The 13,075-nt window shown below is 63.6% G+C and carries 13 protein-coding genes; all 13 read left to right on the top strand.

Annotated elements, in window-relative coordinates:
- The first annotated feature begins 71 nt into the window (after positions 1-71).
- The 13 genes from PU133_RS16285 (at position 72) to PU133_RS16225 (ending at position 12,899) form a co-directional block, all read left to right on the top strand.
- Positions 72-1,817 carry a Ppx/GppA phosphatase family protein gene (locus PU133_RS16285; protein WP_404862530.1) on the top strand — a complete coding sequence of 582 codons (1,746 nt, stop codon included), beginning with the start codon at positions 72-74 and terminating at the stop codon, positions 1,815-1,817.
- Positions 1,814-2,530, top strand: a complete 717-nt coding sequence (locus tag PU133_RS16280; protein WP_404862529.1) for an RlmE family RNA methyltransferase — start codon at positions 1,814-1,816, stop codon at positions 2,528-2,530. Before PU133_RS16285 ends, PU133_RS16280 begins: the two co-directional genes overlap by 4 nt.
- A 147-nt stretch (positions 2,531-2,677) precedes the next feature.
- Complete coding sequence (locus PU133_RS16275; protein ID WP_404862528.1) at positions 2,678-3,685, top strand: MBL fold metallo-hydrolase; 1,008 nt, start codon at positions 2,678-2,680, stop codon at positions 3,683-3,685.
- A gap of 240 nt (positions 3,686-3,925) precedes the next feature.
- Complete coding sequence (gene guaB, locus PU133_RS16270; RefSeq protein ID WP_404862527.1) at positions 3,926-5,431, top strand: IMP dehydrogenase; 1,506 nt, start codon at positions 3,926-3,928, stop codon at positions 5,429-5,431.
- 3 nt (positions 5,432-5,434) lie between these two features.
- Complete coding sequence (locus tag PU133_RS16265) at positions 5,435-5,851, top strand: MAPEG family protein (protein ID WP_404862526.1); 417 nt, start codon at positions 5,435-5,437, stop codon at positions 5,849-5,851.
- Between the two features lie 50 nt (positions 5,852-5,901).
- Complete coding sequence (locus PU133_RS16260; protein WP_404862525.1) at positions 5,902-7,188, top strand: RsmB/NOP family class I SAM-dependent RNA methyltransferase; 1,287 nt, start codon at positions 5,902-5,904, stop codon at positions 7,186-7,188.
- 68 nt (positions 7,189-7,256) lie between these two features.
- On the top strand, positions 7,257-7,712 hold the full coding sequence (locus tag PU133_RS16255; RefSeq protein ID WP_404862524.1) for a TspO/MBR family protein: 456 nt from the start codon (positions 7,257-7,259) through the stop codon (positions 7,710-7,712).
- 86 nt (positions 7,713-7,798) lie between these two features.
- Complete coding sequence (locus PU133_RS16250; RefSeq protein ID WP_404862523.1) at positions 7,799-8,254, top strand: PaaI family thioesterase; 456 nt, start codon at positions 7,799-7,801, stop codon at positions 8,252-8,254.
- Complete coding sequence (locus PU133_RS16245) at positions 8,251-8,952, top strand: 5'-methylthioadenosine/S-adenosylhomocysteine nucleosidase (RefSeq protein WP_404862522.1); 702 nt, start codon at positions 8,251-8,253, stop codon at positions 8,950-8,952. The genes PU133_RS16250 and PU133_RS16245 overlap by 4 nt, the downstream gene beginning before the upstream one ends.
- A 41-nt stretch (positions 8,953-8,993) precedes the next feature.
- Positions 8,994-10,562: a glutamine-hydrolyzing GMP synthase gene (guaA, locus tag PU133_RS16240; RefSeq protein ID WP_404862521.1), complete on the top strand. Its 1,569-nt coding sequence runs from the start codon at positions 8,994-8,996 to the stop codon at positions 10,560-10,562.
- Between the two features lie 122 nt (positions 10,563-10,684).
- Positions 10,685-11,863, top strand: coding sequence for a nitrogen regulation protein NR(II) (locus PU133_RS16235; RefSeq protein WP_404862520.1), 1,179 nt, complete (start codon positions 10,685-10,687; stop codon positions 11,861-11,863).
- On the top strand, positions 11,856-12,467 hold the full coding sequence (locus PU133_RS16230) for a response regulator transcription factor (RefSeq protein WP_404862519.1): 612 nt from the start codon (positions 11,856-11,858) through the stop codon (positions 12,465-12,467). The genes PU133_RS16235 and PU133_RS16230 overlap by 8 nt, the downstream gene beginning before the upstream one ends.
- Positions 12,468-12,545: 78 nt before the next feature.
- Entirely contained in the window at positions 12,546-12,899 is a 354-nt protein-coding gene (locus PU133_RS16225; RefSeq protein ID WP_164527930.1) for a response regulator transcription factor, read from the top strand.
- The last annotated feature ends 176 nt before the right edge of the window (positions 12,900-13,075 follow it).

Genomic DNA, 13,075 nt, shown 5'->3' with positions numbered 1-13,075 from the left:
CGGCGTCGACAGGTGATGCTCTAGCGTCCGGCCAGGCCCCGCGCCTGGACGGCGAAGCGCGCCCGCATACGATGGTTGCCGACCCACTCGGCGACGCCGCTCGCGCCAAGGATGGGAAGAGGCGGCGCAGGCGGCGCCGCAGGGGCGGAAACACGACCGCAACGTCCCAGGCGGCGCATGTTGCAGCTGGCAGCGGCGGCGACGCCGCGTCGATTGCGGCTGAGCGGTCGAAGGGCGACGCTGGACATCGCGCGGTGGGCCGACATCCGGTCACAGATGCGCTGACCAACAACGACACCCATGGAGGCGGCGCCGGCAAAGCGGGCGCTGCATTGCGCGGCACCGAAGGTCTTGCGGACGGTGGCCGTGACCAGGGACGCCAGCATTCCGAGGACCAGAAGTCGGGAAACCTGCGTGCAGGTAACCAGCGTGCGGGCGAAGAGCGCCGGGGAGACCATCGGCCGGGAGACCATCACCCCGGTGCGACACGCTCGAAATCGCGCAAGCGCCGTCAACGCGCAAAGCGCGCCAAGACGATGCGCCCGGGAGGCATGATCGGCGGGCCTGCCGGTGCTGTTGTGGCCGAGGGCAACGCCCCGGCCGGTGCCGCCGGCAACACTGCCACGGCTTCCGCCCGCGCAGAGGCAGCCCAGCCTTCCTCTGCGTCGGCGCAGGCTGGTGGAAACGGCGCCAGCGCAGCCCCTGCGAAAGCCGATGCCGACGATCGGCGCAACAGTGCCGCCGCGCCGCTTTATGCTGCGCTCGATCTCGGCACGAACAATTGCCGGCTTCTGGTCGCTTCGCCGACCCGGCCGGGCCAGTTCCGCGTGGTTGATGCCTTCTCGCGTATCGTGCGGCTCGGCGAAGGTCTTGCCGCGTCGGGCCGCCTGTCGGACCGGGCGATGGACCGGGCGGTGGATGCCCTGAAAGTCTGCGCATCGAAACTGGCGGACAAGCCCATCCGCAAGGCGCGCCTGATCGCAACGGAAGCCTGTCGGGCTGCCGAGAACGGCGCTGAGTTTCTCGAGCGGGTCCAGCGCGAGACGGGCCTCGAACTGGAAATCGTCGACCGCGAGACCGAAGCGCGGCTTGCCGTCTCCGGCTGCTCGTCGCTGGTCGAGCAGGGGACGGACTCCGTCGTGCTGTTCGATATCGGCGGCGGCTCCTCCGAAATCGCGGTGATCGATCTGCCGCGCGAGCGCTCGGGCCGTCTCGCCAACCACATTCGTGCCTGGACGTCGCTGCCGGTCGGCGTGGTCACCTTGTCGGAACGCTTCGGCGGCCGCGACGTGACGCCGGATACGTTCCAGGCGATGGTTGCCGATGTCGAGGTGATGCTGTCGTCGTTCCTGGCCCCGGATCTGCCCGGCATGGGCGGTGACACGGGCGGAAATTTCCATCTGATCGGCACGTCAGGAACCGTAACGACGCTGGCCGGTGTCCATCTCGGCCTGCCGCGTTATGATCGGCGGCGCGTCGACGGACTTTGGCTGACCAGCGAAGAGGTCGATCGCATGCTCGACCGGATCCTCTCCTGGGATTTCGACCAGCGCTCGGCAAATCCGTGCATCGGCGCCGACCGCGCCGATCTGGTGCTGGCGGGTTGCGCGATCCTGCAGGGCATTCGCCGTCGCTGGCCGGCTGAGCGCCTGCGCGTGGCCGATCGCGGCCTGCGGGAAGGGCTTTTGACCGACATGATGGCGGCCGATGGCGTCTGGCGACGGCGCCGGTCGCGCTTTCCGGCCACCGATCGCAACCGATCGCGCTTCGATGGGCGCAACGAACAAGGCCGCAAGGGCGGGGAGGGCACGAGTTGACGGGGCCGATCAAGAGCGGGCGCAAGCTCGGTCAGAAAGTCAAGAAGGGCAAGCTCAAGGCATCGTCCAGGCGATGGATCGAGCGACACATCAACGATCCCTATGTGCAGCGGGCGCAGCTCGAAGGCTATCGCTCGCGCGCGGCCTACAAGCTTCTGGAGATCGACGAGAAGCACAAGATCCTGAAGGGCGCCCATCGCATCATCGATCTCGGGGCTGCGCCGGGTGGCTGGTCGCAGATCGCGGCCAAGGTCACCGGTTCGGCAGATGAGGCGCCCCGCGTCGCTGCCATCGACTTCCTGGAAATGGACACGATCCCCGGCGTTCACATCCTGCTGATGGATTTTCTGGATGACGACGCACCTGCCAAACTGGTCGAGGCCTGCGGCGGCCAGCCGGATGTCGTTATTTCCGACATGGCGGCGCCGACAACCGGCCACAAGCGGACGGACCATCTGCGCACCATGCATCTGAGTGAGGCTGCCGCCCATTTCGCGGTGGATGTCCTGCGCCCCGGCGGGCATTTCCTGGCCAAGACCTTCCAGGGCGGCACCGGCCACGATCTGCTGACTATGCTGAAGAAGAATTTTCGCAGCGTCATCCACATCAAGCCGCCATCGTCCAGGCAGGAATCGGTCGAGATGTTCGTGCTGGCCAAGGGCTTCAAGGGCCGCGCGGAGGAAGCGACGGACGACGCCCCGGCTGAAGGCTGATCTTCACGATCCTGTGAAACCGGGGGCTTTGCCACAGTTCATGATTGCCTTCACGGCGTTTGGTCCCACTTCAGGCGCTGTCGACACTTGCCATGAAACGTGCCGGGCGGTTGAAGTCCGGCCCACCAAAATCCCGGGAGATTTTGCATGACACTTCGCCAGAAATCGGTGATCGGTGCTTCGCGCCGCGATATGTTCAAAGCTGCAGGACTGGTTGCGGCCGGCCTCGCAGCGCCTCAGATCATGACGCGCGCGGCGTTCGCGCAAGATACATCGACACCGGAGCCACCCATGGGGCAGTTCAACCGTTTTCAACTCGGCAGCTTCGAGATCACGACGCTGAGCGATGGTGGCCGGATCACGGACGATCCGCACACGATCTTCGGCGCTAACCAGCCGCAGGAAGACGTTGCAGCACTGTTGGAGGAAAATTTCCTGCCGACCGCGCGGATGCGCAACAGCTTCACGCCCACCCTGGTCAAGGCCGGGTCCGACCTTGTGCTCTTCGATACCGGCAATGGCGAGGCCGCGCGGGAAGCCGGTGCCGGCCAGATGCTGGCCTCATTGCGCGCATCGGGCTACCAGCCGGAAGACGTGACGGTTGTCGTCCTGACCCATCTTCACGGCGATCACATCAACGGCCTGATGGAGGGCGGAGCGCCGACCTTCGCCAATGCCCGCTACGTCACGGGCCAGCAGGAATTCGATTTCTGGACGGATGATGCCCGTGTCGGAACGCCGGCCGAGGGCAATCATGGCGCCGTGATGAGCCGCGTCGCACCGCTGGCCGAACAGATGACGTTCATCGGCGATGGTGACGAGGTCGTTTCCGGCGTGACCGGCCTGGCTGCGTTCGGCCATACCCCCGGCCACATGATCTACATGGTCGAATCGGACGACCAGCGCGTCGTGCTCACCGCCGACACGGCCAATCATTTCGTCCTGTCGCTGCAGCGCCCGGATTGGGAGGTCGTCTACGACATGGATAAGGCGGCCGCCGCCGAAACGCGCAAGCGTGTGTTCGACATGCTGGCAACCGATCGCACGGCCTTCATCGGCTATCACATGCCGTTCCCGGGCGTAGGGTTCGTCGAGAAGCTCGATACCGGCTATCGCTTCGTGCCGAAGAGCTACCAGTTCGACGTCGACGCCTGATCGTCGCACAGGGGCGGTCCATGGCTTTTCATTGGCGGCGGGCCATGGTACCAGCCCTCGCCAATCATAAAGCGTTTCCCGGTGAAGTGGATGCCGGTTTGCCGTCCGGAAACGCGACACAGCAAATTTCAGGGTGATTGGGCGTTCACGCGAAAAGCGAAATCATCCTGAGGATTGAACGATCACATCCCGCTTCGCCCGGCGAAGCGGGATGGTTCATATCAGAGACGAAGGTTGGCCATGGCGAAGATCATTGATTCCTCAACCGGCGCCATGGCGCTGACATTCGACGACGTGCTGTTGCAGCCCGGACATTCGGAGGTCATGCCGGGGCAAACGATGATCGCCACGCGCATTGCCGACGGCATCGATCTCAACCTGCCGATCCTCTCCTCCGCCATGGACACGGTGACCGAATGGCGTCTAGCGATTGCGATGGCGCAGTCCGGCGGCATCGGCGTTATCCACCGCAATCTCTCGCCGATCGAGCAGGCCGAACAGGTTCGCCAGGTCAAGAAGTTCGAAAGCGGCATGGTCGTGAATCCGGTGACGATCGGGCCGGACGCAACGCTTGGTGACGCCCAGGCCCTGATGAAGGCGCACGGCATCTCAGGTATTCCGGTGGTCGAAAACGGCGGCAATGGCGGCCAGACCACGGGCAAGCTGGTGGGTATCCTCACCAACCGCGACGTGCGCTTTGCATCAGATCCGGCGCAGAAGATCCACGAGCTGATGACGAAGGACAACCTGATCACGGTTCAGGAAAGCGTCAGCCAGGACGAAGCTAAGCGGCTCTTGCATCATCACCGCATCGAGAAGCTCCTGGTGGTCGATGCCGATCGCAATTGCGTCGGCCTCATCACCGTGAAGGATATCGAGAAGTCGCAGCTCAACCCGAACGCCTCGAAGGATGCGCAAGGGCGCCTGCGCGTTGCGGCCGCGACCAGCGTCGGCGACGACGGCTTCGAGCGTGCCGAGCGCCTGATCGATGCCGGCGTCGACCTGATCGTCGTCGATACGGCACACGGTCATTCGCAGCGCGTTCTGGATGCGGTCGCGCGGGTCAAGCGCCTGTCGAACTCGGTCCGCGTCATGGCCGGCAATGTGGCGACGGGCGACGGCACCAAGGCGCTGATGGATGCGGGCGCCGATGCGATCAAAGTGGGCATCGGGCCCGGCTCGATCTGCACCACGCGCATCGTAGCCGGTGTTGGCGTGCCGCAGCTTTCGGCAATCATGAACGCCGTGGAAGTGGCGCGTGGCGCCGGCATCCCGGTCATCGCCGATGGCGGCATCAAGTTTTCCGGCGACCTCGCCAAGGCGATGGCGGCCGGTGCCGATGCGGTGATGATCGGTTCGCTGCTGGCCGGCACGGACGAGAGCCCCGGCGAAGTCTATCTGCACCAGGGCCGCTCTTTCAAAGCCTATCGTGGCATGGGCTCGGTCGGTGCCATGGCGCGCGGCTCGGCCGACCGCTATTTCCAGGCCGAAGTGCGCGATACGCTGAAGCTCGTGCCCGAAGGCATCGAGGGGCAGGTGCCGTACAAGGGACCGGTCTCCGGCGTCCTGCACCAGCTGGCTGGCGGTCTGCGCGCCGCCATGGGCTATGTCGGTGCGGCCGATCTCAAGCAGTTCCACGATCGGGCAACCTTCGTGCGCATCTCGAATGCGGGCCTGCGCGAAAGCCATGCGCATGACGTGACGATCACACGCGAGAGCCCGAATTACCCGGGCGGCGGGAACTGAGCGATGAATTCGATCTCCATCTTCTGGCCCGTCATCGTTCAGGTCGCGCTGATCTATGTGATCTACCTCATCGCATCGAACCGCCGCGTCGGCGCGGTGAAGCGTGGCGAGGTGAAATCGCGTGAATTCCTGGTTCCAATCAACGAGCCGGCACAGAGCGCAACGGCAATCCGGAGCCTGGTGAACCAGTTCGAACTGCCGATGCTGTTCATCTTCGTCTGCATCGCGTTCTACCTCATCTCGGCTGTCAACATCGTTGTGCTGGTGCTCGCATGGGCCTTCGTCATCAGCCGCATCGTGCATGCGGCCATCCACGTGACGACAAACGCCCTGATGCAGCGCCGTGCGGCGTTCATCGTCGGCTTCTTCATCAACGGTCTGCTCTGGCTCTATTTCGCCTATCGGCTGGCGATCGCCTGACGATCCGCTGAAGCTTGCTCAATTTCGTCGTTCCCGCGAAGGACCCCGCCATGAGACTTGGTGGAAGGCTCTCGGCAGCCATCGACATTCTCTCAGACATCGAAACGCGCCATCGCCCCGTCGCCGAGGCGTTGAAGGATTGGGGTCTGTCCCACCGGTTTGCGGGCTCGGGTGATCGCGCTGCCATCGGCAACATCGTCTATGACGCGCTCAGGCTGAAGCTCAGCCATCAGTGGCTGATGCAAAGCGAGGAGCCGGCGGCGCTGGGATTTGCCGTGCTTTTGCGCCAATGGGGTTACACGGTGGAAGGCCTGACGGCGGAACTCGAGGGCGACACTTTCGCACCCGCCGCACCGGGTTCCGATGTGTTCGAGACGTTCGCAGCGCGCAATCTCAGCGAGGCGCCGCCGCATGTGCAGGCCGATCTGCCGGAATGGCTGCAGAGCGAATTCGAAAAGGCCTTCGGCGCGCGCTGGATTCCCGAGGCGCAAGGGCTGAATGGCCGTCCGCCGCTTGATCTGCGCGTCAACCGGCTGAAGGCGAACCGCGAAAAGGTCCTGAAGGCGCTCGCCCGCACCGGTGCCGTACCAACCGAAGTCGCTCCGGACGGCATCCGCGTTGCACCGGTCGAGGGAGCCGGGCGCCACCCGAACGTCACGGCCGAGCTTTCCTTTGCTAAAGGCTGGTTCGAAGTGCAGGACGAAGGCAGCCAGATCGCCGCGTTGCTGACCGGAGCATCCGGTGGTCAGGTTCTCGATTATTGCGCGGGCGGAGGTGGCAAGACCTTGGCGCTCGCCGCAAGCATGGGCAACAAGGGCCAGATCCACGCTTATGACGCCGATCGCCACCGGCTTGCACCCATCGTGGAGCGCCTGAAGCGCGCGGGCACGCGCAACGTCCAGGTGCACGATCAGGCAGCCCAATTGGAGCCGTTCCAGGGGCGGTGCGACCACGTTCTTATCGATGCGCCATGCACGGGAACAGGAACATGGCGCCGCCGGCCCGATACCAAATGGCGCCTCACGCCCGAAACGCTGGCGCAGCGTATGGCTGAGCAGGAATCCGTGCTCGAAGCGGCCCATCGCTTCGTGAAACCTGGCGGCGAACTTGTCTACGTGACGTGCTCTCTGCTGCCGTCGGAGAATGCCGGACAGGTTGCCCGCTTCCGCGAGCGCCATCCGCAGTTCAAGCCGGTCGAGATTGCGGCGCGCTGGGAAAGCACCTTCGGAACAGCGCTGCCTGCCCATGCGGATCCTGATAACGGAATGGTGACACTCACCCCGGCCACCACGGCAACGGACGGCTTTTTCATCGCCGTCATGCGCCGATTGTCCTGATCGGTTCGCAACCCTGGAAAGCCTGGCGCGTTGCGTCATGTCTGATCCCATCCACGACAAGGCTTCCCATGCGCAACCTTCGCCTGCTCATTCTGTTCGTCGCGCTTTCGCTTGGGGGCGGAATTCTCATCGGCCTCTCCAACGCGCCAGGGCCGTGGTACGAAAGCCTGGCAAAGCCGCCGTTCAATCCACCGAACTGGGTCTTCGGACCGGTCTGGAGCGTGCTTTACGTCATGATCGGCATCGCCGGCGCGCGCACCTTCGCACGCGGTGCGCGGTCTGCTGCGATGATCGTCTGGTTCGTTCAAATGGCGCTCAACTTCGCCTGGACGCCGGCGTTTTTCACGGCGCAGCGGCCTGATCTTGCGCTGGTGGTGATCGTTCCCCTGCTGCTTTCGATCCTTGCGTTCATCGCGCTCACCTTCCGGCGGGATCGACTGTCGAGCCTCCTCTTCGTTCCCTACGCTGCATGGGTCGGTTTCGCGACTGCGCTGAATTTCGAGATCTGGCGGCTGAACGCCTGAGCCTGATAACCACGTTGCGGCGCGGCCTCTTGCCGCGGCCATGACCGCATGCTTATTTCGCAGATGCGAAAAGAGAGGTTTCGGCCATGAACGCCGAACAGATCAATCCTGATTTCAAAACCCGCGTGCGCGACAGCTTCGCCCGCCAGAAGGCGATGACGACGATCGGCGCCGAGCTTATCACCGTCGAGCACGGCACGATCGAGATCGAAGTGCCGTTTGACGAGAAGCTGACGCAGCAGCACGGCTTTCTGCATGCCGGCATCATATCGACAGCGCTGGATTCCGCGTGTGGCTATGCTGCCTATTCGATCATGCCGGCCGATGCCGCCGTGCTGACCATCGAGTTCAAGATCAATCTCCTGTCGCCCGGCCGTGGCGAGCGCTTCATTTTTCGTGGCGAAGTCACCAAGCCCGGTTCGACCATCATCGTGTCCGACGGTCGCGCCTACGCCATCGGTGGCGCCGAGCCGCCGAAGCTGATTGCCTCCATGACCGGCACGATGATGGTGGTGCAGGGCAGGGACGGTTTGACCGGATGAAGAGCAGCGGGCACCTGGGCAGGCATTTGCGTGATCCCGCGCCGCTGACTGACGTCGCCGGTCATTCTGTGCTGTTCGTGATGGCCGCGTCTGCGGAATATGGTCGCCATCTGCAACTGCGCTTCGAACCTCTGATGACAGGCGTCGGGCCGGTCGAAGCCGGCGTGGTGATGGGTGCCACACTCTCGATCTGCGCAGCTGCCGGAAGTCTGCCTGATCTCGTTGTTTCTTTGGGCTCCGCAGGCTCCCGCACGTTGGAGCAGACCGGCATCTACCAGGCGACAACCGTTTCCTATCGCGACATGGATGCGTCGCCGCTCGGTTTCGCCAAAGGCGTCACGCCTTTTCTCGGTGAGCCAGCGGATATCGCATTGCCGCACCTCATCCCGGGTATTCAGACTGCGCGCCTGTCCACCGGCGCGAACATCGTTTCGGGCGCGGCCTATGACGCGATCGACGCCGACATGGTGGATATGGAAAGTTATGCCATTGCGCGTGCCTGCCGTTTGTTTGCTATCCCGCTGATCGTGTTGCGCGGAATTTCCGATGGCGCGGCCGAACTGACCCATGTCGACAACTGGACCGAGTATCTGCACGTCATCGATGAAAAGATGGCTGCCTCGGTCGACATGCTCGCGGAGGCGCTCGAGGCGCAGGCGCTGACCGGCATCCGTTCAAAAGCAACGGCAAACCTCTGAACGCCGTTGCAACGCCGTCGCGTTTTGACTAGAGCCTCGCCATGACACAATCCATCGCCGCTCACCCCGATACCGTCCTCATTGTCGATTTCGGCAGTCAGGTCACGCAGCTCATCGCAAGGCGCGTCCGCGAGGCCGGGGTCTACTCGGAAATCGTGCCGTTTCAGCTCGCCGAAGATGCGTTTCACAGGCTGTCGCCGAAGGCGGTCATCCTGTCCGGCGGCCCCGCATCGACCACCGATCTCGGCAGCCCGCGCGCGCCTCAGGTGATCTTCGAAAGCGGGCTGCCCGTGCTCGGCATCTGCTACGGCGAGCAACTGATGTGCGCCCAGCTCGGCGGCGCCGTCGAAGGTGGCCATCACCGGGAATTCGGCCGGGCCTTCCTGGATATCCGCAAGGACAGCGCACTGTTCGACGGGATCTGGGAAGTCGGCAGCCGCCACCAGGTCTGGATGAGCCACGGCGACCGCGTGACGGCGCTGCCGGAAGGCTTCGAGGTGATCGGCACGTCCACCGGAGCGCCCTTTGCGGCGATTGCCGACGAGAAGCGCCGCTTCTATGCCGTGCAGTTCCACCCGGAAGTTGTGCACACGCCCGACGGCGCCAAGCTGCTTTCCAATTTCGTGCACAAAATTGCAGGTCTTTCCGGCGACTGGACCATGGCGGCCTATCGCGAGCAGGCTGTCCAGACAATTCGCGACCAGGTTGGTGACGGCAAGGTCATCTGCGCGCTTTCCGGCGGCGTCGACAGTTCCGTTGCCGCATTGCTCATCCACGAGGCGGTCGGTGACCAGCTCACCTGCATTCTCGTCGATCACGGCCTGATGCGGAAGAACGAAGCCGCGGAAGTGGTCGCAATGTTCCGCGAGCACTACAATCTGTCGCTGATGCTCGTCGACGCATCGGACCGGTTCATTGGCGCGCTGGAAGGCGAGAGCGACCCGGAGAAGAAGCGCAAGACCATCGGGCGCCTCTTCATCGAGATCTTCGAGGAAGAAGCCGGCAAGCTCGGCGGCGCCGATTTCCTCGCGCAGGGAACGCTCTATCCGGACGTCATCGAAAGCGTCTCGTTCACGGGCGGGCCGTCGGTCACCATCAAATCGCACCACAATGTGGGCGGATTGCCCGAGCGCATGAACATGAAGCTCGTCGAGCCGCTGCGCGAGCTCTTCAAGGACGAGGTCCGCGTTCTCGGCAAGGAACTGGGCCTGCCGGACAGCTTCATCGGCCGCCATCCTTTCCCGGGACCAGGCCTTGCGATCCGTTGCCCGGGTGGCATCACGCGCGAAAAGCTGGAGATCCTGCGCGAAGCCGACGCGATCTATCTCGACGAAATCCGCAAGGCCGGCCTCTACGACGCCATCTGGCAGGCCTTTGCCGTGCTCCTTCCAGTCCAGACGGTCGGCGTCATGGGCGATGGTCGCACCTACGAATTCGTCTGCGCGCTGCGCGCCGTCACCTCGGTCGACGGCATGACCGCCGATTTCTACCCCTACGACATGGACTTCCTCGGCCGCGCCGCGACTCGCATCATCAACGAGGTCAAGGGCATCAACCGCGTCGTCTACGACATCACCTCGAAGCCCCCCGGCACGATCGAGTGGGAATGATTGGTAGGTTGCGCGCCTAAGAGAGGGCGCGGGCGCTCCAGGGTTGCATTGAACGGCGTTTACGCGCTTCCTCATAACGCGCTATTGCTTCCTTTGACGACGGAGACGGAGCAAGAGAGGCGTTGAAGGAGTTTGAGCAGAAGGCCGGCCACTTGGCGCAGCCATCGCCAGGCCTCGGATCCGTATCCGAAGCGCGGCTGGCCAGCATGCTCGATACGGCTGTCGACGGCATCGTCGTCATTGACGAGCGCGGGACCATTCTTGCCTTCAACAAGGCCTGCGAAAAGCTTTTCGGCTATTCGGCTGCCGAGATGGTTGGCCGCAACGTCAAATCCCTGATGCCACGCCGCTACGCCGACGAGCATGACGGCTATCTGACCCACTACCGCGACACCGGCGAGCGGCGCATCATCGGCATCGGCCGCGAGGTCGAAGGCATGCACAGCGATGGCACCATCATGCCGGTCGAGCTGTCGGTTGGAGAAGCAAAGACCCCGGACGGGCGGCAGTTCATCGGCATCCTTCGCGATCTGCGCGCTCGGCGCGAGACGGAGGACCGCATGCGCGATCTCCAAAGCCAGTTGATCCACATGGCGCGCGCCTCCGCGATCGACGAGATGGGCTCGGCGCTTGCCCACGAACTGAACCAGCCTCTGACGGCGCTGATGCTCTATCTCGATGCTGTCCAGCGCGCCGCAGCGAAAGAATGGAAGGCTGGCGACATGCGCGCGCAGGCTCTGTCGAATGCCGTGCGCGAGGCGCAGCGTGCAGCCGGTATCGTGCAGCGCATGCGTGGCTTTCTCGACCGAGGCGATCAGCGCCGTCGCCTCGTCGACCTGCGCAAACTACTGGACGAGGCGCTGGATTTGACCCGGATGGGACGCCGGTCGGCCCGCGTCGCGATCAAACGCCATGACGATCCCGACCTGCCACAGGTCGAGGCCGATCCGATCCAGATGCAGCAGATTTTTGTCAACCTGCTGCGCAACGCGTTCGAAGCGGTCCAGGGTGTCGACAAGGCAACGATCGACATTGAAACTCGCCGTGACGGGTCCTGGGTCCAGGTGGTTATCGGCGACAATGGCAAGGGCATCCCGGCTGCCGCCATGGATGATTTGTTCAAGGTGTTCTCCTCGAGCAAGCGCAAGGGCATGGGGCTCGGCCTCGCCATCTCTCGATCGATTGCCCAGAGCCACGGCGGGGATTTGAGCGTCGACCCGGGAGGCCAGGGGCGGGGCGCGCGCTTCCAGCTGACATTGCCGCTTGGCGAAGGCATTGCGGGAGATGGCGCCGATGACTGATGGCAAGGGCGCCAAGCGCATTCACGTGGTGGATGACGACGCAGCCGTTCTCGATGCGCTCGGCGTCATTCTGCGCATGGAAGGCTACGAGGTCGAAGGGTTTGCCTCCGGCGACGCCTTCGTACGCTCGATCGCATCGCGTGCACCCGATTGCGTGATTCTTGACGTGCACATGCCCGGCCGATCGGGCCTCGATATTCTCCGCATCCTCGACAAGAGCCGCTATCCGGCACCGGTCATCGTCATCACCGGCCAGGGTGATATCCCAATGGCGGTCCAGGCGGTCAAATCGGGCGCGGTCGACTTTCTCGAGAAACCCTTCGATGTCGATGTTCTGCTGGAGCGGGTGAAGCAGGCGATGGAAACTCCGGCTCCGCCGGCGAGGGGCGGCGAGGGGTTCAATGGCCGTGACAAACTGACCGGCAGGGAAATCGAAGTTCTTGACCAGGTCGTCGCGGGCGCCCGCGACAAGGAGGCGGCGCTGGCACTGGGGATCAGCCCCCGCACGGTGGAGGCGCACCGCAAAGCGATCATGGCCAAACTTGGTGCCAGAACGCTTGCCGATCTGTTGCGGATCGTGTTGTCAGACCGCAGTGAGCGCTGATCGTTTGAGCCACCTCAATATTTGGCGCGCGGGATGTGGGACGATCAACGTCAGCATCACCGCGAAAGATCTCGCTTCATGAGCCTGCATGTCGTCGTTCGGGATACCGGGCTGGGAGATTCTCTCATGCTCGTGTTGAAGCAGCAGGGCTTTGCTGCCCGCCTTCACGTCGAAACGGCCAGTCTTTGTCGGCAGGAGGCATTGTCGCCCGAGGATACGGTCATCCTCGACCTCGATCTTCCGAACGGGCAGGCCGCGGGATTGGTCGACAGGATGGAGCGCGAGCAGACGCCCTGTCGTTTGATCGTGCTGGCTGGCGTGACGAGCCGTGCGGCACGGGCGCGGCTGGGAACCGCAGGTCCCATGGCTGTGCTGACGAAGCCCTTCGCCGCATCCGACCTTCTCGCCCTGCTCGGGACGCCGCTGCATTAGAGCGTTTCCAGGTGAAGTGGACACAGGTTTACCGTTCGGAAACGCGTTAAATCAGAAACTTATAGCCGTTGAGCGGTTCGAAGAAACGCGAAACTGCTCTAGCGCGCTTGCCTTAGGGGATTTCCCTGAGCGATGGGCCGAATTTTTCTGATGAGCAGGGTCGATTAAACTGCTTT

Origin of the sequence: Georhizobium sp. MAB10 (assembly GCF_045012825.1) — a bacterium.
Taxonomy (GTDB): Bacteria; Pseudomonadota; Alphaproteobacteria; order Rhizobiales; family Rhizobiaceae; genus Georhizobium; species Georhizobium profundi.
The sequence above is the reverse complement of the archived record's forward strand: the minus strand, read 5'-3'. Positions and strand labels throughout refer to the sequence as shown.